15 protein-coding genes are annotated in these 18,362 nt (G+C 73.9%); 5 read left to right on the top strand and 10 right to left on the bottom strand.

All coding sequences use genetic code 11. The features are described from left to right. Positions 1 to 66: 66 nt before the first annotated feature. The 3 genes from VF289_RS10730 to VF289_RS10720 all read right to left on the bottom strand — a co-directional run bounded on the left by VF289_RS10730 (position 67) and on the right by VF289_RS10720 (position 4,455). Positions 67 to 1,356 (bottom strand): O-acetylhomoserine aminocarboxypropyltransferase/cysteine synthase family protein, encoded by a 1,290-nt coding sequence (locus VF289_RS10730; RefSeq protein ID WP_330883881.1) that lies wholly within the window; start codon positions 1,354 to 1,356, stop codon positions 67 to 69. A 172-nt stretch (positions 1,357 to 1,528) separates the two neighbouring features. Further along, positions 1,529 to 3,307 carry an ABC-F family ATP-binding cassette domain-containing protein gene (locus VF289_RS10725; RefSeq protein WP_330883880.1) on the bottom strand — a complete coding sequence of 593 codons (1,779 nt, stop codon included), beginning with the start codon at positions 3,305 to 3,307 and terminating at the stop codon, positions 1,529 to 1,531. 137 nt (positions 3,308 to 3,444) lie between these two features. Continuing rightward, a complete protein-coding gene (locus tag VF289_RS10720; RefSeq protein ID WP_330883879.1) occupies positions 3,445 to 4,455 on the bottom strand; it encodes an N-acetylmuramic acid 6-phosphate etherase in 1,011 nt (336 codons plus the stop codon). Between the two features lie 152 nt (positions 4,456 to 4,607). Between VF289_RS10720 and VF289_RS10715 the strand changes: the two genes are divergently transcribed. Both VF289_RS10715 and VF289_RS10710 read left to right on the top strand, forming a co-directional pair. Next, positions 4,608 to 5,609 carry an N-acetylglucosamine kinase gene (locus VF289_RS10715; protein WP_330883878.1) on the top strand — a complete coding sequence of 334 codons (1,002 nt, stop codon included), beginning with the start codon at positions 4,608 to 4,610 and terminating at the stop codon, positions 5,607 to 5,609. A 173-nt stretch (positions 5,610 to 5,782) separates the two neighbouring features. Further along, a complete protein-coding gene (locus VF289_RS10710; RefSeq protein WP_330883877.1) occupies positions 5,783 to 7,207 on the top strand; it encodes an NAD(P)/FAD-dependent oxidoreductase in 1,425 nt (474 codons plus the stop codon). A 29-nt stretch (positions 7,208 to 7,236) separates the two neighbouring features. Here the strand turns inward: VF289_RS10710 and VF289_RS10705 are convergent, their stop codons facing one another. The 7 genes from VF289_RS10705 to VF289_RS10675 form a co-directional block, all read right to left on the bottom strand. Next, a complete protein-coding gene (locus tag VF289_RS10705; RefSeq protein ID WP_330883876.1) occupies positions 7,237 to 9,093 on the bottom strand; it encodes a CopD family protein in 1,857 nt (618 codons plus the stop codon). After that, positions 9,090 to 9,500: a CrcB family protein gene (locus tag VF289_RS10700; RefSeq protein ID WP_330883875.1), complete on the bottom strand. Its 411-nt coding sequence runs from the start codon at positions 9,498 to 9,500 to the stop codon at positions 9,090 to 9,092. The genes VF289_RS10705 and VF289_RS10700 overlap by 4 nt, the downstream gene beginning before the upstream one ends. Then, complete coding sequence (locus tag VF289_RS10695) at positions 9,497 to 10,072, bottom strand: CrcB family protein (protein WP_330883874.1); 576 nt, start codon at positions 10,070 to 10,072, stop codon at positions 9,497 to 9,499. The genes VF289_RS10700 and VF289_RS10695 overlap by 4 nt, the downstream gene beginning before the upstream one ends. Before the next feature lie 173 nt (positions 10,073 to 10,245). Then, complete coding sequence (locus tag VF289_RS10690) at positions 10,246 to 11,790, bottom strand: dihydrolipoamide acetyltransferase family protein (protein ID WP_330883873.1); 1,545 nt, start codon at positions 11,788 to 11,790, stop codon at positions 10,246 to 10,248. 32 nt (positions 11,791 to 11,822) lie between these two features. After that, a complete protein-coding gene (locus tag VF289_RS10685) occupies positions 11,823 to 12,815 on the bottom strand; it encodes an alpha-ketoacid dehydrogenase subunit beta (protein WP_330883872.1) in 993 nt (330 codons plus the stop codon). Continuing rightward, on the bottom strand, positions 12,812 to 13,933 hold the full coding sequence (locus VF289_RS10680; protein ID WP_330883882.1) for a thiamine pyrophosphate-dependent enzyme: 1,122 nt from the start codon (positions 13,931 to 13,933) through the stop codon (positions 12,812 to 12,814). Before VF289_RS10680 ends, VF289_RS10685 begins: the two co-directional genes overlap by 4 nt. Before the next feature lie 152 nt (positions 13,934 to 14,085). Then, positions 14,086 to 15,642, bottom strand: a complete 1,557-nt coding sequence (locus VF289_RS10675) for a glycoside hydrolase family 3 N-terminal domain-containing protein (RefSeq protein ID WP_330883871.1) — start codon at positions 15,640 to 15,642, stop codon at positions 14,086 to 14,088. An 89-nt stretch (positions 15,643 to 15,731) separates the two neighbouring features. Here VF289_RS10675 and VF289_RS10670 point away from each other — a divergent pair, with 89 nt between their 5' ends. From VF289_RS10670 to VF289_RS10660, 3 genes are all read left to right on the top strand, one after another. Beyond that, on the top strand, positions 15,732 to 16,097 hold the full coding sequence (locus VF289_RS10670; protein WP_330883870.1) for a response regulator transcription factor: 366 nt from the start codon (positions 15,732 to 15,734) through the stop codon (positions 16,095 to 16,097). Then, entirely contained in the window at positions 16,094 to 17,071 is a 978-nt protein-coding gene (locus VF289_RS10665) for a HEAT repeat domain-containing protein (protein WP_330883869.1), read from the top strand. The genes VF289_RS10670 and VF289_RS10665 overlap by 4 nt, the downstream gene beginning before the upstream one ends. Before the next feature lie 2 nt (positions 17,072 to 17,073). After that, positions 17,074 to 18,362 (top strand): glycosyltransferase family 2 protein (locus tag VF289_RS10660; RefSeq protein WP_330883868.1); only part of this gene is annotated, 1,289 nt, incomplete at its 3' end.

The following is an 18,362-nucleotide window of genomic DNA, read 5'->3' as shown; positions in this document are numbered from 1 at the left end:
ACGCCCCCGCCCGGCCCGCTCGCGGGGCCCGCTGGTGCGATCAGCTGACGCAGTCAGCCAGTGCGGTCAGGCGGCGGCCGCGGCCAGGCCCTGCTCGATGTCGGCGAGGATGTCGTCGATGTGCTCGATGCCCACCGAGAGGCGCACGAAGCCGGGCTCGACGCCTGCGGCCCGCTGCTCCTCCTCGCTGAGCTGGGAGTGCGTGGTCGAGGCGGGGTGGATCACCAGCGAGCGCACATCGCCGATGTTCGCGACGTGGGAGTGGAGGGTGAGCGCATCGACGAAGCGCTTGCCGGCCTCGAGCCCGCCGGGCAGGACGAAGCCCAGCACGCTGCCCGCGCCGCGCGGGAGGTACGTGTCCGCCGTCGCCTTGTACGGGGAGGAGGCCAGGGACGCCCAGGTCACCGCGCCCACCCGGTCATCCCCCTCGAGGAAGGCGGCGACCTGGTGCGTGTTCTCCAGGTGGCGCTCCATGCGCAGGTGCAGCGTTTCCAGGCCCTGCCCGATGAGGAAGGCGTTGAACGGGGAGACGGCCGGGCCCAGGTCACGCAGCAGGTTGGTGCGGGCGCGGGTCGCGAAGGCGGCGGGCAGACCCGCGAAGACCAGCCCGTTGTAGGACTCGTCGGGCTCGTTGAACTGGGGGAACTTCTCGGGCTGGGCGGCGAAGTCGAAGCTGTCGCCGTCCACGATCACGCCCGCGATCGAGGTGCCGTGCCCGCCGAGGAACTTCGTCGCCGAATGCACGACGATGTCCGCGCCGTGCTCGAGCGGACGCAGCAGGTAGGGGGTCGCGACCGTGTTGTCGACCACCAGCGGCACGCCGACCTCGTGGGCGACGTCGGCGATCGCCCGCAGGTCGGGGATGTCCTGCTTGGGGTTGGGGATCGACTCGACGAAGAACGCGCGGGTGGTGTCGTCGGCCGCGGCGCGCCAGGACTCGGGATCGGTCGGATCGGCGACCCACTGCGCGGTGATGCCGAGGCGGCTGAGGGTGTGCTTGAAGAGGTTGAAGGAGCCGCCGTACAGGCTCGGGGAGACGGCGATCGAGTCTCCGGCGCCGGCGAGGTTCAGGATCGAGAGCGTGATCGCGCTCTGCCCGGAGGCGAGCAGCAGCCCGGCCGCGCCGCCCTCGAGCGCGGCGACGCGGTCCTCGACCGCTCCCTGGGTCGGGTTGTTGATGCGGGAGTAGATGTGGCCGGGCTCGGCGAGCGCGAAGCGGTCCGCAGCGGATTCCGCGGACGGGAACACGAAGCTCGTGGTCTGGTGGATCGGCAGGGCGCGCGAGCCGGAGTCGGTGTCCGGGCTCTGGCCGGCATGGATGGCGAGGGTCTCGAACCTGTGCGTCTGAGCGGTCATGGCGTGCTCCTTCTGGGACGGGTGATGGGGTCAGCCTGGCCTGTCCAGGGGTGCGCGATCGAGGATTGTGAACGCGAATGGACACCAGAGCGGGGCACGGGGCCGACGAGCGATGCACGCCGGGCACCCTGCTCGGAGGGGCGCTCCGCGATCGTTCGGTGTGGATCCGTGCTCAGTCGGCGACCGGCGGGCCGGCCAGCTCCAGCGCCTCGCCCTGCCAGCGGCTGCGCAGCCAGCGGTCATGGGAGGCGATCAGCAGGGTGCCCTCCCAGTCCTCGAGCGCCGCTTCGAGCCGCGTCGCGGTGAGCAGCGCGAGGTGGTTGGTGGGCTCGTCGAGCACCAGCAGCTCGGGCGGGTCCAGCAGGACGGCGGCGAGCATCACGCGGCGCAGCTGTCCGCGGGAGAGCAGCTCGAGGGGACGGTCGAGGTCCTGCGGACGGACCAGTCCGAACAGCTCGGGAACCGACTCACCGCCCGCGCCAGGGACTCCGGCGGCGTGCGCAAGGTGCTGGCGGACGGTGCGCTCGGGGTGCGCGGTGTCGTCCTGCCCGAGATGACCGATCCGCAGGCTCCGCGGGCGGTCCACGGTGCCGGAGGTCGGCGCGAGACGGCCCGCGATCACGTCGAGCAGGGTCGACTTCCCGCTCCCGTTCGCGCCCGTGACCAGCAGGCGCTGCCCGGCCGAGAGGCTGAAGGAGGTGGGGGCCAGGCGCCCGTCGACCGCCGCCCCGGAGACGGCGAGCTGCACGCTCCCGTGCGCGGAGCGGGAGGGTGCTGCGGGGAGGTGGGTGAGCTCGAGCTCCGCCGGCGGCTTGCGGACCTGGGACTCCTCGAGCTGCGTCAGTCGCGCGCGGGACTCCCGCAGCCGGCGGGAGACGACGGCGGCGTTGCGGTCCGCGTAGAACTTCTTCGACGCCCTCGCCTCGGTGCGCGGAGCGGCCCCGGCATGGCCCACGCTCGCGGAGTCCTTCACCGCCTGACGCAGCGCTCGCAGCTCCTCCTGCTCGGTGCGATAGCGGTGCTCCCAGCGTTCCCGGGCCTCGAAGCGGGCCAGCAGGTAGTCGCTGAAGCCTCCCGTGTACGCGGTGAGCCCTCCCGGGTCGGTCGCGGCCGGGGATTCGGCGGGGTCGAGGTCGAGCTGAGCCGTGGTGGCGTCGTCGAGGAAGGCGCGGTCGTGGCTGGCGATGAGGACCGGGCCGGGGTGCGCGGCGACGGCGGCGGCGAGGAAGGTCGCCCCGTCGTCGTCGAGGTGGTTGGTGGGTTCGTCCAGCAGCCAGGTGGTCGGTCGGGAGATCAGCAGGTGCGCGAGGGCCAGGCGCTCGCGCTGGCCGCCGCTGAGGTGGCCGAGGGCCGTGCCGGGGTCGATCCTGTGCAGGCTCAGACCGGTCATCACCTCCTCGGCGCGGCGGTCCGCGTTCCAGATGTCGGCGAGGGTGGCCTCGGCGAGCAGCTGGTCGTAGTCCAGCGCGGCCCGGGCGGTGGGCCCGTCCTCCCCCGCGGCGAGCGCCTCCCCCGCGGCGAGCAGGGCTCGCTCGAGGCGCCGGGAGCGCTCGAGGGCGTCGGCCACCACGGCGTCGACGCTGGTGGTGGGGCCGACAGGGAGCTCCTGGCGGAGCAGGCCGACGGGTCCGGGCGCGCTGTGGCTCCCGGCATCCGCCTCGAGGTCGCCGGCGAGGATCCGCAGCAGCGTCGACTTCCCGCTGCCGTTCTCACCGAGCAGCCCCGTCGGGCGTCCGGCGGGCACCACCAGGCTGACGTCGGTGAGCACCCGACGGTCCGGGAAGGCGAGGGAGATCCCGTCGCCCCGCAGGTGCAGGGACGGGTCGCTGCCCGTGACGGGACGCGGGGCTGTGGAGTGACCCGGCGTGGCGGAGGGATCCGGCGTGGCGGTGGCGCGAGAGGGCGCGGAGGCGCGAGGGGTCGCGAAAGGGGTGGTGGGATGCGCAGGCATGGAGGGCTCCTCGACGGAGGGACGACGGACGACGGAGCAGATCACAGGCGCATGCCGCCACCGTAGGGGCCGAGCCCCGGCGGGTCCAGGGAATTACGGCCCCACGACCCGCCCCACGCCCGCCGCCGGGCCCGCGCTCAGCCCATCGCGCCGAGTGCGGCGACGGCGGAGCGGATCCCCGCTGGGTCGCCGACCCGCCGTGGGTCGCGGGGATGGTCCGCGAGCACCTCCCGGGCCGCCTCCGGCCCGGCGCCCGCGAGCAGGGCGACCAGCGCGACCCGCACGCTGCCGCCAGCGGCCTCGAGCACCTCGGCCGCGTGCTGCGGGTCCGCGCCGCTGGCCTGCACCAGCATCCGCACCGTCCGCGCGACGAGCTTCGCATTGGTGGGGCGCACGTCGATCATGAGATTTCCGAAGGTGGTGCCGAGCCGCACCATCGTCGCCGTCGACAGCGCGTTCAGGGTCAGCTTCTGGGCGGTGCCCGCCTTCATGCGGGTGGAGCCGGTGACCACCTCGGGACCCACGTCCACCAGGATCGGATGGTCGGCGAGCGAGGCGAGGCTCGCCTGAGGGTTCGCGGAGATCAGCGCGGTGGGCAGTCCTGCCCGCCCCGCCTCCTCCAGCGCCCCGCCGACGAACGGGGTGCGTCCGCTCGCGGCCAGGCCGATCACGACGTCCCCGGCCCGGCACTGCTCCCGCACCAGCTGTGCCCCGGCCTCGGCCGAGTCCTCGGCGCCCTCGACCGCGGTGACGAAGGCCCCGTCCCCGCCGGCCAGGTGCGCGGTGACCATCGAGGCATCAGCGTTGAAGGTGGGCGCCAGCTCCACGGCGTCCAGCACGGCGAGCCGGCCCGAGGTGCCGGCGCCGAGGTAGTGAACGGTGCCGCCCGCGGCGATCGACTGCACGCACACCTCGACCAGGGCCGCGATCGAGGACGCCTGCGCCTGCACGGCGGCCGCGACAGTCGCCTCCTCGCCGAGGATCACGTCCACCATGCCGCGCGCGTCGAGGGTGTCGAGCTCGGCGCTGGCGGGATTGCGCTCCTCGGTCGGCGAGGCGAGGTCGACGAGCGTGACATCGAGGGTGCGGTCACGGGTGCGGTCACCGGTGGCGTCGAGGCGGCGGGGGTCCCGCTGGGGGCTGCTCACGGGGAATCTCCTGGGATCGGCGGCGGGGCGAGGACGGGCAGGGACGACGCGATCCAGCCCGCGACCCACGGTGGCCGCCCGGGCGATGCGCGCCGTGCAGGTGCCAGCGTAGGCCCCTCTACGATGGGGCGATCATCCGAGGGGGGATCCGCATGAGCGAGGACGCACCGCAGCTGCTGGTCATCGCCGGGGACGTCGGCGGGACCAGCTCCCGTCTCGCGCTCGCGCCGCTGGACGGCGCGGTCATCGCCGAGGCAGAGGGGCCCGGGGCCAATCTGCGCTCCTCCGGCGCTGCAGCCTTCGACCACATCGCCGCCACCGCTGCCGAGGTGCTCGAGCGCGGACGGGCCGCGCTGGGCGGCCGCGGTGAGGTCGCGGCCGTGGCGCTGGGGATCTCGGGCGCCGGCCCGGCCCGCGCCGCCGAGGTGCGCCGTGCGGTCGGCGACCGGCTGGACCGGCTCGGCATCGACCGTGCTCGGATCCTGGTCACCGACGATCTGCACACCGCCTTCCTCTCCGGCGGGGTGGGCGATGACGGCCTGCTCGTCCTGGCCGGCACCGGCGCGGTGGCCGTGCGCTTCCACGACCGGGAGGCCGTCGCCCGCCGGGACGGGATGGGGTGGCTGCTCGGCGACATCGGCTCCGCGGTCTGGCTGGGCCGACGCACCCTCGAGGCGGTCGCCGCGGACCTCGACGGCCGCGGTCCGCACACCCGGCTCACCGAGGAGATCGGCGGGATGCTCGACCTGGATCTGCGCGAGGGTCGGCTCCCCCCGTCGGCCACCGGCGACCCGCGCCAGGACCTCATCCGCGCCCTCGACGAGCACCTGCCGGCCGGGGCACCGGCGGCGCTGGGCCGCTTCGCGCCCGTGCCCGGCACGATCCCGGAGGATCCCGTCGCCCGCGAGATCCTCGATGCCGCGATCTCGCACGTGCTCGACACCGTGGAGGCTCTGGACCCGCACAGTGAGCTGCCGGTGGTGCTGGCCGGCTCCGTGCTGACAGGTCCCGGCCCGATCCACGATGCGGTCACCGGCACGCTGCGGGCCCGGCGGCGCTCCGTCTCCCTCGCCCGCAACGGGCTGCCCGGAGCCCTGCTCCTGGCGCGGGAGACGGCGGGCGGGAGGCCCACCACGCCTGCGGGGCCGCGCTGATCCGGGCAGGTCCCGAGGCCCTCGCCCCGCGCCCGCACCCGTGCCCGCCCCGAAGCGGCGTTCGTCGGCGGGCGCGACGATTAGGATGGCCAGCGACCGCCCGCCGCTGAGCCGGGTGCCCGGATCGCTGCCGGGCATCGCGCGCCGCACGACCCGGAAGAAGGCTCCCCTCGATGCCCGATCTCCACGACCAGATCCCCACCCGCGAGAAGGTGCTGATCATCGGGGCCGGCCCCGCCGGTCTCGCCGCGGCCGCGGCGCTCAAGGCGCTCGAGGTCCCCTTCGACCTGGTGGACCGTGCCGCGCACGTCGGCGGGATCTGGGACCAGGCGCGCGAGGACAGCCCGGTGTGGCCCGCGATGGAGATGATCTCCTCCCGCGAGTTCACCCAGTACGAGGACATGCTCCAGCCGGTCTCCTTCCCGGAGTACCTCACCCCCACCCACATGGCGAAGTACCTGCGCGCCTACGCCGCCCGCCATGACCTCACCGATCACTTCCGCCCCCGCACCGCCGTGCGCTCCGCGCGCCCCTTCGAGGAGGGCGTGTGGCAGGTCGAGCTCTCCACCGGGGAGGTCGGGATCTACCGCGCCGTGATCTCCGCCCACGGCCTCACCGAGCGCCCGCACCGCCCCGAGTGGGCGGGCGAGGTCCCGGAGTCCGTCGAGGTCGTGCACGCCAAGGACTGGAACGGCGCCGACGGGCTCGAGGGCAAGCGGGTGCTGGTGGTCGGCTCCGGGCAGTCCGCCGCCGACATCGCGGTCGACGCCGCCCGCCGTGCGCTCGAGGTGCGCTGGTCGATCCGCACGGGCCACTGGGTGGTGCCGCGGCGCGTCGCCGGCATCCCCGGGGATGTCGCCGCCTCCCGCGAGCCGTCCGTGCTCGGCGGCCTGAACGCGAAGATCGCCGAGACGGTCATCCGTCGCACCGTCGGTCATCCCACGGACGCGGGCCTGCCCGCTCCTGACGCCCCCCTGCTCGAGGATGCGGTGATCGTCTCCGACGACGTGCTGGATCGGGTGCGCGAGGGGCGGATCACGCCCGCCGGTGCGATCACCGGCGTCGACGCCGACGGCACCGTCACGCACCTCGGCATCGGCTCCCACGCCGGCCACCTGCGCTATGCCCCGGACCTCATCGTGCTGGCCACCGGCTACGAATCCGGCGCGGACCACCTCCCCGAGGATGTCGTGCCCCGCACCTCGACCGGCGACCTCGACCTCTTCCTGGGCGCCTTCGCCCGCGGTCGCGACGATCTGGTGATCCTCGGTCAGCAGCGGGTCGCCGGCGGCGTGCTGCCCGTCCTCGTCGAGCAGGCGGACCTCGCCGCCTACATGCTCGCCGCCGCCCGGGACGGCTCCTCCCCCGCGCTGGAGCGTTTCCGTCGCCTGCGCGCCGGATCCGAGAGCGCGGTGCCCGCGAAGCCTGCGGAGGCCCAGGGCGGGGTGCGCGGCAGGGTGGAGGGTCTCTTCGGTGCCCACAAGGTCACCCCGCGCACCGCGACCGCCGGTCACGACGCGGCGGAGCACCTCGTGCCGCAGGTCGACCGCGACACCCTGCTGGCGCGCCTGCGCTCGGTGCGCGAGCTGTTCGCCTGATCCGCCGCTGCCCCGCGGGAGGCGGGAGCTCAGTCCTCCTGCGGCCCGGGCGCGGTGACACTCCCGCGACGGGACGTGGAGCGGAGGCCGACGGCCACAGCCACTGCGGTGAGCGCCACCACCACGAGCACGGCGACACCGGTGCGGTGCTGATCCGCGAGCGCATCCGCCCACCAGGTGCGGCCCGTGGCCCCGAACCAGCTCGCGGCGATCAGCGTGTCCGTCAGCAGCAGGATCGTGCCCGCCGCGGCGCCCAGCAGCAGCGGCAGGGTGGCGGCCATGATCGCGCTCCGACCGGGGGCGCCTCCGGGCAGGGCCCGGACGGCGAGCGCCGTGAGCACTCCCCCGCCCAGGGCCAGCAGCTGCAGGCCGAGGTGAGCGGCATGCCCGTCGAGCGCGCTGCGCAGCAGAGGGCTGGCGTAGGCGCCGATGAGCAGCAGCGGGCCGACGGCGGCGAGCAGCACCGCGAGCGGCCACGTGCCCCCGATCAGAGCACGCAGCCGTGCCGGCACCCCGCCGACGCTTCCCAGCAGCACCCCGACCGCCACCATCAGCAGCAGGTGCTGCAGGACGTGGGCCGAGATCAGCACCTTGCCGTAGACGTTCAGCGGACCGCTGGTCAGCAGCACCAGCACCACGGCGCCCATCACCAGTCGCAGGCTCTCGCCCCGGGGGCGGTGCGGGGCCAGGGGGCGCCACCACCACAGCACCAGCAGGCAGGCGATCGCCATGCCGAGCGGATCGGGACGCCACGAGCTGAGCACCGTGAGCACGCTCGGGGCGTCGGGGAGCGGATACCCGGTGAGCACCCCGGCCGTGCCCCCGGGCGGTGTCCCGGCCTCCGCCGGCGGCGGGGAGGAGCTCATCGCGGCGGCGAGCGCGACCGCGAGCCCCATCAGCGCGAGCTCCAGGAGCGCGAGCCGCGCGTAGGTGCTGCGGGCCCGTCGGCCGGGCTCCCCGCTGCCGAAGCCTGTGGCGAGCTGGCGCCGCTGCAGCGCGCCGAGCAGGCCCAGCAGGAGCAGCAGCACGGCCTTGGCCACGCCCAGCTGCACATACGGGCTGTTGAGGACCTCCCCGGGGTGGTTCATGCGGACAGCGAGCGCCCATACCCCGCTCAGCGCGAGCGCCACCCAGCAGATCAGGGCGAGGTGCGAGTAGCCGCGCACCACCCGCTCGTCCTCCCGGAGCGCCGCGCCCCCGCTGCGGCGCGGCAGCAGCTGCAGCACCGCCAGCCCGCCCAGCCAGACCCCCACGGCCAGCAGGTGCACGAGCATCGTCGAGGTGCCCACCTCATGGGTCTCGTCGCCCGCGGCGTGACCCGTCATCGCCGCAGAGAACGCCACCAGCCCCGACAGCGCCGCGACCGTGCGGGCGATGCCCACCGAGGTGCCCAGCACTGCGACCGTCGTCGTCGCGGCGGCGATCACGAGGGCGATCAGGAGCCAGATCCCCAGGTCGGTGCCCAGGAAGACGCTGAGATCGGAGCCGAAGCGCGGGGAGCCGACAGACTGCCCTGTGGCGACGGCATAGGAGAAGGCCAGGGAGGTGCCGCGAGCGAGGGTGGTCACGCCCGCGGCGATCCCGACCACCAGCAGCACACGGCTGCGGTCGGTCTCGTCCCGCAGCAGCCAGCCGGCGATCACGGCCCCGCCGAGAGTGAGCGCCCCGGCGAGGTCCGCGAGCGTCGCGGCGACCGGGGCGCCATGCCGGGCGATCGGCCCGGCGTCCCTCAGCACGAGGTTGTCGCCGCCGGCCGCATCGGCCGCGAGGACCGCGATCAGGGCGAGCACGGCGAGCGCCCCGAGCAGGAGCACGAGGATCACGGGGCGCGGCCGCGCCGGGTCCTTCGCCGCCCGGGCCGGCGGGGCGGGGGTACGGGTGGTCATCCGGCGATCACCAGGCCCAGCCAGAGCGCGGCCATCCCGGCGCCGATGCTCAGCATGAGATATCCCAGGGCGAGGGAGAAGGTGCGGTGGCGCACCAGGTCGACGATGTCGAAGGCGGCGGTGGACATCGTGGACAGGCCCCCGCAGAAGCCGACGGCGAGCATCAGATAGGCGAGCTCCCCGGCCCCACCGGCCGAGCCGATCTGCGCGACCACGATCCCCAGCAGGAAGCAGGACAGGACATTGGCGGTGAAGGTGGCGCCGGGCAGGATGATGCCCTGCCAGTTCGACGCGCGCGCGGCGGCCAGTCGCTTCCCGAGCTCGCTCAGGCCCCAGCGGGCGATCGAGCCGAGGCCCCCTCCGATCCCGACCAGCAGCGCGGCCAGCAGATACGTCCCGGCGCTCATGCGGCGTCCTCCCCGTGTGCGGCGCGGCGGTCGCGCAGGCCGCGGGCCAGGCGACGACCGCCGAACAGCCCCAGCACGACTCCGCCCAGGCAAAGCCCCATGGTCAGGACCGCATAGGTGAGGGCGAGGATCGGGAAGTCCGCCCCGATGATCGCGGAGCCCTCGAGCACGACGGCGGAGAAGGTGGTGAACCCCCCGCACAGACCGGTGCCCAGCAATGGCCGGATCCAGGGGCGCCCCGAGGTCACCTCGAGCGTGCCGTTGAGAGCTCCGAGCGCCAGGCAGCCCAGCAGGTTGACCCACAGCGTCGCCCAGGGCAGCTCGACCAGGGTGGGGGTGGTGACCGTCGGGGCGATCACGGTCAACGAGAAGCGCAGGATCGCCCCCAGAGCTCCGCCGACACCGACCAGCAGAGCGGTCCGCAGCGGATCCAGCTCCTCGGGAACGGGCCCTGAGCCCAGCGTCTCGGACTCGGTGATGTCCTCGTAGCGCAGGGCCGCCATCTCGACCGTCTGCATCCGCGGGTCGTCGCGGCGCGGGGGGTGCGGAGAGGAAGAGGGGCTGGAGGTCACCGCCACAGCGTACCGACGCTCGTGCCGCGGACGTCGTTCAGGCGGCCCCGACCGCGCTGTGCGTCACGCGCAGCGCGTCGATCAACCCTGCATCTCCCGGTCGAGCTCCTCCCGCTCCGACGGCGCCGCCGGCTCGCACGCTCCCCGCCGACCCCGCCTGCGCAGCGCGTCGCTCAACCCCAGACCAGGCCGAGGGAGGGGTCCTCGAGCACGGCGGAGACGTCGCGGAGCAGCTCCGCCCCGAGCGCCCCGTCGATGAGGCGATGGTCGAAGCTCAGGGAGAGCGTGCCCACCTGGCGCGGCACGACCTGGCCGTCGACCACCCAGGGCTTCTCCTTGATGGCGCCGACGCCGAGGATCGCGGACTCCCCCGGGTTCAGGATCGGGGTGCCGGAGTCGATGTCGAAGACGCCGTAGTTGGTGATCGTGATGGTCCCGTCGCGGGTGTCGCGCAGCGAGGTGCGGCCGGCCCGGGCGGTCTTGGCGAGCTCACTGATGCCCTCGGCGAGCTCGCGCAGCGACATCAGGTGCGCGTCCTTGAGGTTGGGGACGATCAGCCCGCGGGGTGTGGCCGCGGCGATGCCGAGGTTCACGTAGTGCTTGTAGACGATCTCCTGGGAGGCCTCGTCCCAGGACGCATTGACCTCCGGGTTGCGGCGGATCGCCACCAGCAGCGCCTTCGCGATGACGGCGAGGGGGCTGACCCTCACGTCGGCCCATTCGCGCGAGGCCTTCAGCTGGGCGACGATCTTCACCGCATGGGTCATGTCGATCTCGTTGAACACGGTCACGTGGGGCGCGGTGAAGGCCGAGGCCACCATCGCCTCCGCGGTGCGCTTGCGCACCGAGCGGATCGCGACCCGGGTGGTGCGCTCGTCCGTGGTGACGCCGGTGAAGGCCTGATCGCGCGGGGTGCCCATGGCGCCGCCGAGACCCTCCGGGGCCTGGGGCGACTCCTCGGGGAAGTAGGCGCCCTCCGCGTCGACGGTGCCGCCGTCGCCGCCGATCGCGCGCTGCTGCGCGGCCAGCACGTCCTGCCGGGTCACGGTGCCCTCGGGGCCGGTGGCCAGCACGTCGTGGAGCGCAACGCCCAGATCGCGGGCGAGCTTGCGCACCGGCGGCTTGGCGAGGATCCGGCCGATGGGCACCTGCTGGTCGTCCTCCACCTGGGCTGCCTCCGCGCGTCGGCGCCGACGGCGCGGCGGCGCGGTGCGCGCCCCGTAGCCGACGAGGTTCTTCGGCTCTCCCTCCTGGGGCGTCACCGGAGCACTTCCCGAGGAAGCCGACGTCTGGGGGGCGACCTCGGCGGCGGTCTGCGCGTCCTCCTCAGCCGTCGCGGTGGCGTCGGACGTCGCGGCGGCATCGGCTCCGGCCGACGGCGCCGCCGACGGGGCGGCGCCCACGCCCCGGTCCGGGCCCGCACCGGTCGCGGCACTCGCGGCCGTGTCGACCTGGATCAGCCCCGCGCCCACCGGGACCTCCTCGCCGACGGTCACCAGGATCGCGACGACGGTGCCGGCCACATGCGTGGAGAGCTCGACGGCGCTCTTGGCGGTCTCGACCTCGACCACCGGGGCGTTGATCTCGACCCGGTCGCCGACCTCCACCTTGATGTCGAGGATCTCGGCCTCGGTGAGGCCCTCACCGGGATCGTTGAGCGGGATCGTCACGATCGTCGAGCCGGACGAACCGGCGGGACCTGCGGAAGCGGCATTCATGGTCGTGATCCTTTCACGCGGAGGTCGGGCCGTCAGTGCTCGAGCAGGCGGTCCACGCCGTCGAGCACCCGGTCGAGGTCGGGCAGGTAGGCGTGCTCCATGCGCGCCGGCGGGTACGGGAGGTGGTAGCCGCCGACGCGGAGCACCGGCGCCTCCAGGTGGTAGAAGCACTGCTCGGAGATCCGGGCCGCGATCTCGCCGCCGAGCCCGCCGAGCACCGGGGCCTCGTGGACGATCAGCAGTCGCCCGGTGCGCCGCACCGACTCGGCGATCGTCGGGAAGTCCACCGGGGAGAGGGAGCGGGCGTCGATGACCTCGAGGTCGATGCCGTCCTCCGCGGCCGCCTGAGCGCTCTCGAGCACCAGCGGCATGCTCGGCCCCCAGGCCAGCACCGTCGCATCGGTGCCCGGCCGCACCACCTGCGCCTGCCAGGGGGAGAGCTCGGGGCGGTGATCGGGATCCACGTCGCCCTTGACCCAGTAGCGGCGCTTGGGCTCGAGCATGATCACCGGGTCCTCGGACTCGATGGCCTGGCGGGTCATCCAGTACGCGTCCTGCGCAGTCGAGGGGGCGAGGATCCGCAGCCCCGCGGTGTGGGCGAACAGGGCCTCCGGACTCTCGGAGTGATGCTCGACCGCCCCGATCCCGCCGCCGTGGGGGATGCGGATGACCAGCGGCAGGTTCACCGCCCCGGAGGTGCGGTTGTGCATCTTGGCGACCTGGGTGGTGATCTGGTTGTAGGCGGGGTAGACGAAGCCGTCGAACTGGATCTCGACCACGGGACGGTAGCCGCGCACGGCCAGGCCCACGGCGGTGCCCACGATCCCGGCCTCGGCCAGGGGCGTGTCCACCACGCGCTGGGCGCCGAACTCGGCGTGCAGCCCGTCGGTCACGCGGAAGACCCCGCCGAGCGGGCCGATGTCCTCGCCCATCAGCAGGACCTTGTCATCCGCGGTCATCGCGTCGCGCAGGCCGGCCGTGATGGCCTTGGCGATCGGGAGGTTGGTGAAGGACTGCGAGCTCATGCCTGCTCCCCCTGCTCGTCCTCGAACTGGGCGATGTACTCGAGGTACTCGGCGCGCTCGGCGTCGACGATCGGATGGGGCTCGGCGTAGGGGTGGTCGAACATGCGCACCGGGTCGGGATCCTCCATGCCGTGGATGTGGTGGTGCAGCTGCATGGCCAGATCGTGGGCCTCCTCGTCGCAGCGGGTCACGTACTGCTCGTCGATCTGGTCCAGCTGCTCGAGGTGGCGGCGCAGGCGCAGGATCGGATCCTTCGCCGCCCACTCCTCCTCCTCGGCCGCGGGACGGTAGCGGGTGGCGTCATCGCTCGTGGTGTGCGCGGCCATGCGATAGGTGAGCGCCTCGACGAACACCGGACCGTTCCCGGCGCGGGCCGAGTCCAGGGCCATGCGCACCGCGCCGAGCACGGCCAGCACGTCGTTGCCGTCCACCCGCACCGACGGGATGCCCCAGCCGCGGGAGCGCTGAGCGAGCGGGACGCGGGACTGCACCGAGGTGGGGACCGAGATGGCCCACTGGTTGTTCTGGGTGAAGAACACGACCGGCGCCTGGAAGGAGGCCGCGAAGGTGAAGGACTCGGCCACCTCGCCCTCGCTGGACGCGCCGTCGCCGAACAGGGCGAGCACGGAGGTGTCGGTGGCGGGATCGCCGGTGCCCACCACGCCGTCGCGCTGCAGCCCCATGGCGTAGCCGACGGCGTGCGGGGCCTGGGAGCCGAGCACGATCATGTACGGGTGGGTGCGCAGCTCATGGGGGTCCCAGCCGCCGTGGCTGATGCCGCGGTACAGCTCCAGCAGCCGCCAGGGCTCGATGCCGCGAGCCCAGGCCACCCCGTGCTCGCGGTAGGTGGGGACGAGATAGTCCTGCTCGCGGGAGGCGTGGCCGGCACCGATCTGCGCGGCCTCCTGGCCCAGCGCACTCGCCCACAGGCCCAGCTGCCCCTGCCTCTGCAGGCTGGTCGCCTCAAGATCTGCGGCGCGGATCATCACCATGTCGCGGTAGTAGCCGCGCAGACGCTCGGGGGCGGCCAGGCCGTGGTCCGGGCCCCCGGCCTCCAGCACGGCGTCCAGCTCAGGGTGCGGGGTGCGGGTGCCGTCGGCCGCGAGGAGCTGGACCATCGGCTCCTCGGCCGCGACATCAGGGATCGTGGAACGGAAGACACTCACCCGGACAGCGTAACTTACGGGACCGTAAGGTCAAGCGGAGTGGCGTGTACGCCCTCGCCCACGGTGTGGGCGACCGACGGGATGGGTGCCCCACGGGCCGCGCCTCAGCGCGGTCCTCGCAGGAGGAGCTCGGCGACGGCGCGCATCATCGTGCGACCGGCGCCGTGGGCGAGCACCAGGCGGCGGTGGTCGGGAGCGGCATCGGGCACACCGGTGTGGACCACGATCGTCTCGGGGTGTCGGGCGAGCAGGGCGGAGAGCCGTCCACCCTCCTCGGTGTCGCTGCGGGGCAGTCGGGTGAGGGCGAGCCGCTGCGGAGCGTCGGCCGCAGGGGACGAGAAGGGGTCGGGGGCGGGCGCGGGCGCGGGATACGACGGCCACTGCGGCACCGGACCTTGACCTGGTGAGTCCCCGACCTCGACCTCGGCCGCCTCCGCCGGCACCCCCCGTGCACGCAGCGCGTCGACCAGCTGAGGGGCGCGGGCGCCGGAGGCGTGCTGCGCCGTGACCCGCAGGTCGTGGACGAGGACCGGGCCCGCGCCGAGGGAGGCGTGACGGGCCCTGACCGCCCGCGCGGCCGCTGCGGCGCCGAGCCTCTCGGCCCGCTCCAGGGCGTTCTCGAGGGCGGGGGCGGGCACGAAGCGGCGCCGGGTGCGCAGCGAGCGCAGCCGGTCCCGGGTGCGCTCGGCCCGGGCCCGGAGCGCTGCCCGCGGGAGGCGGCCGGTCGCGACCGCACCGAGCAGGGCGTCATGGGCCTCGCGCAGCATCTGCTGGTCGTCGCGGCGCAGCGAGGAGCCCAGGCACAGCAGATCCGCGCCCGCCTCGATCGCACGCACCGCGGATTCCCCGTACCCCGGGTCCGCGGCGACGGCCGCCATGTCCAGGGCGTCGGTGATCACCAGGCCCTGGTAGGTGCCGCCCACGGCGCGGTCCAGCAGCGGGCGGGACCACGGGGAGATCGAGGCGGGTCCCTCGCCGTGGGCGGGGACCAGCACGTGCGCGGTCATCACGCTGTCGAGCCACGGCACGATCCGCCACGGGGAGAGGTGGTCGCGCCCGAACTCCGCGGCGTCGAGGTCGATCCGCGGCAGTGCGGTGTGGGAATCGGTCGCGGTGGCGCCATGGCCCGGGAAGTGCTTGGCGCAGGTGCCCAGGCCCGCCTCGGTCACTCCGGTGGCGAAGGCGCGGGCGTGGCGCGCGACCCGGTCGGGCTCGTCGCCGAAGGCGCGGGTGCCGATGACGGGGTTCGCCGGATCGGTGGAGACGTCCAGCACCGGGGCGAGATCCAGGTCCAGGTCGCAGGCGGCCAGCAGGTCCCCGAGCGCGCGACCCACCTCGCGGGTGAGTTCGACGTCGTCCACCTCCCCCAGCGCCCAGGCGGTGGGCAGGGAGGACCCGGTGGCGGACTGGAGCCGGGTGACATCGCCGCCCTCCTCGTCGATCGCGACCACGCAGTCCGCGGCGCGCGCGTGCACCGCACGGGCGAGATCCGCGGTGGCCGCGGGATCCGGCGTGTTGTGGCCGAACAGGATCACCGAGGCGAGCCCGGCATCCAGCGCCTGTGCTGTCCATCCGGGCAGCTCGGTGCCGGTGAAGGGGGCCATCAGCACCCCGAGCACGTCGGGGTCCCAGTCGAAGAGGTCCATGCTCCAGCTTGTCACGCCGTCGGCCTCCGGGGCGCGGCGGGGATCACTCGCCGTCCGTGCGGAATCCTTGCATGTCGAGGCCATCTCCTCCCTACCATGGGGTCATGGCGAACATCCTCGTGGTAGACGACGATCCCGACATCGTCGAGCTGGTCTCCCTGAAGCTGCGCTCCTCCGGCCACGAGGTCACCGCCGTCGGCTCCGGCGAAGCGGCGCGTGACGCCCTCGCAGCGCGCAGCGACTTCGATCTCGCGGTCGTCGACCACATGATGCCGGGGATGACCGGGGTGGACCTGGTGCGCGGTCTGCGCGCCGAGGGCTCCACGCTGCGCGTGCTCATGCTCACCGCCCGCAGCCAGGAGCGCGACTTGGAGAACGGCTTCACGGCGGGCGTGGACGACTACATGACCAAGCCGTTCTCCCCGCGCGAGCTCGCCGCCAGGGTCACCTCGATGCTCTCCCGTCGATGATCGAGCTCGGCCCCCGGCTGATCCTCTCGGTGCTCGCCGCGCTGTGGGCGCTGATCCTGGTCACCCTCTGCGCGCTGGCGCTGGTCCACGCCGTGCGCATCGTCCGCAGCCGCCGCAGGGCGCGGCTCGACCTCCGGGCGCGCCCGCTCGTGATCCGGTATGCGCTCGACGACGAGGCCGACCCGGCGCTCGGGGAGACCCTGCGCCTCACCACCGGAGCGCTCGGCGACCGGGTCGACGAGCGCCTGCTGTCGGTCCTGGAGACGCTGCGCGGCGAGGCCCGTGAGCGGATCGCCACGATGCTCGTCGAGAGGGGGCACCCGCAGCGCCTGCGCCGACGGGCGCGGTCCGGGCGGACGACGGTCCGCGCCGCGGCGGTGCGACGGCTCGGTCAGCTCGCCCTGCCGGACGATGCCGTGCTCGTGGCCGCCGCCGTCCACGACCGGGCCCCGATCGTGCGGACCATCGCGGTCCGCGCGGTGGCCTCCTACCCCTCCGCCGCGATGGTGGAGACGGTGCTGGAGCAGCTGCGCGGCAACGGCGAGGTCCCCTCCCTGGCCATCGTCACCTCGCTGATCGACCAGGGCTCCCGGTCCCCCGAGGCGCTCCGTGCGATCCGTGCCGGACTCGGCGACGACCGCGCCGCCGTGCGTGCGTCCTGTGCGCAGGCGCTCGGCGAGCTGACCAGCGCCGCCGACGCGGACCGGCTCGGCCTGCTGCTGCGCCGGGACCCCACCCCCTCGGTGCAGCTCGCCGCGGCGACCGCCCTCGAGCGGGTGGGCCGCGCCTCCTCCGTCCCGGCGCTGCTCGAGGCGACGCGATCGCCCTGGGGCCCCGTGCGCGCCCACGCGCTGCAGGCCCTGCTCGCCCTGCCCCGCGACGTCACGACCGAGGCCCTCGCCGAAGTCTCCGGCCGTGGGGACGCGCTCCTGGCCCCGCTGCTGCCCGCCGCCGACCCCGCCCCCGGGAGCTGACCGTGCTCGATCTCCTCGGCCTCGACGGCACCGCCGTCCACGACGTCGTCCGCACCGTCCTGGTGTGGACCGCATGGCCCACGCTCGCGTACTTCCTCGCGATCAACCTCGTCTACGCCGCGCTCGTCGCCCTCGGCTTCCTCGACACGCGCCGCTCCGCCGCCCGCCGCTCGGTGCTCGACCTCGCCGAGACCGCGACCTCGCCGGTCTCCCTCGGCCTCACCGTGGTGATGCCCGCGTACAACGAGGCCGCCGTGATCACCGAGTCGGTGCGCTCCTCGCTGGCCCTGGACTACCCCGATCACGAGGTGGTGGTGGTCAACGACGGCTCGACCGACGACACCCTCGCCGTCCTGCAGCGGGAGTTCGACCTGGTGCCGAGCGCGCGCACCGTGGACCCCGGACCGCAGGTCACCCTCCGGGGAGCGATCCGACAGGTGTACGAGGCGCGCGATCCAGGGGTCCCGCTGCTCGTGGTGGACAGCGAGAACTCGGGCCGCTCCGACGCCACCAACGCCGGGATCGGCCTGGCCGCGAAGGATCTCGTGGTCATCTTCGACGCGGACTCGATCATGGACCCCGACGCACTCCTGCTGGCGGTGCAGCCCTTCCTCGACGACCCGCTGCGGGTGGTCGCCGTCGGCGGGAACATCCGCGCCGTCAACGGCAGCCGGGTGGTGGCCGGGCGCGTGACCGAGGAGGGGATGCCCCGGAAGTGGCTGGCACGCTTTCAGGTGGTCGAGTACCTGCGGGCCTTCAGCCTGGGGCGCGCCGGCTGGTCGCGTCTCGGCACCCTGCTGCTGATCTCCGGGGCCTTCGGCGTCTACCGCCGTGACGTGCTGCTGACCGTCGGCGCCTTCGACCCCGACACGATCGGGGAGGACCTCGAGCTGACCCTCAAGGTCCATCGCTGGTGCCGTCGCCGCCGCCGCGCCTACCGCATGGTGTTCGTCTCGGATCCGACCTGCTGGACCGAGGTGCCGGACAACCTCCCGGTGCTCAAGCGGCAGCGGGTGCGCTGGCACCGCGGGCTGTGGGAGGTGCTGTGGAAGTACCGGCGCATGCTGCTGAACCCCCGCTACGGCCGGATCGGGATGCTCGGCCTGCCCTACTACTGGCTGTTCGAGCTCTTCGCCCCGCTGTTCGAGCTGCTGGGGGTCGTGATCATCATCGCGGCTCTGCTCACCGGCGCGGTGAGCCCCCTCATGACGCTCGCCCTGCTGGGCATCGCCCTGGCCTGCGGTGTGCTGGTCACCGTGCTGTCGGTGCTGCTGGAGGAGTTCTCCCTGCG

It is taken from the genome of Brachybacterium sp., from assembly GCF_036379615.1.
GTDB lineage: Bacteria > Actinomycetota > Actinomycetes > Actinomycetales > Dermabacteraceae > Brachybacterium.
Note: the sequence above shows the minus strand (reverse complement) of the source record. Positions and strands in the feature narration are given on the sequence as shown.

What these genes read in the sequence shown, in the direction of transcription:
- VF289_RS10730 (WP_330883881.1), bottom strand. Translation starts at nt 1,356, where the DNA reads ATGACCGCTCAGACGCACAGGTTCGAGACCCTCGCCATCCATGCCGGC.
- VF289_RS10725 (WP_330883880.1), bottom strand. Translation starts at nt 3,307, where the DNA reads ATGCCTGCGCATCCCACCACCCCTTTCGCGACCCCTCGCGCCTCCGCG.
- VF289_RS10715 (WP_330883878.1), top strand. Translation starts at nt 4,608, where the DNA reads ATGAGCGAGGACGCACCGCAGCTGCTGGTCATCGCCGGGGACGTCGGC.
- VF289_RS10710 (WP_330883877.1), top strand. Translation starts at nt 5,783, where the DNA reads ATGCCCGATCTCCACGACCAGATCCCCACCCGCGAGAAGGTGCTGATC.
- VF289_RS10705 (WP_330883876.1), bottom strand. Translation starts at nt 9,093, where the DNA reads ATGACCACCCGTACCCCCGCCCCGCCGGCCCGGGCGGCGAAGGACCCG.
- VF289_RS10700 (WP_330883875.1), bottom strand. Translation starts at nt 9,500, where the DNA reads ATGAGCGCCGGGACGTATCTGCTGGCCGCGCTGCTGGTCGGGATCGGA.
- VF289_RS10690 (WP_330883873.1), bottom strand. Translation starts at nt 11,790, where the DNA reads ATGAATGCCGCTTCCGCAGGTCCCGCCGGTTCGTCCGGCTCGACGATC.
- VF289_RS10685 (WP_330883872.1), bottom strand. Translation starts at nt 12,815, where the DNA reads ATGAGCTCGCAGTCCTTCACCAACCTCCCGATCGCCAAGGCCATCACG.
- VF289_RS10680 (WP_330883882.1), bottom strand. Translation starts at nt 13,933, where the DNA reads ATGGTCCAGCTCCTCGCGGCCGACGGCACCCGCACCCCGCACCCTGAG.
- VF289_RS10670 (WP_330883870.1), top strand. Translation starts at nt 15,732, where the DNA reads ATGGCGAACATCCTCGTGGTAGACGACGATCCCGACATCGTCGAGCTG.
- VF289_RS10665 (WP_330883869.1), top strand. Translation starts at nt 16,094, where the DNA reads ATGATCGAGCTCGGCCCCCGGCTGATCCTCTCGGTGCTCGCCGCGCTG.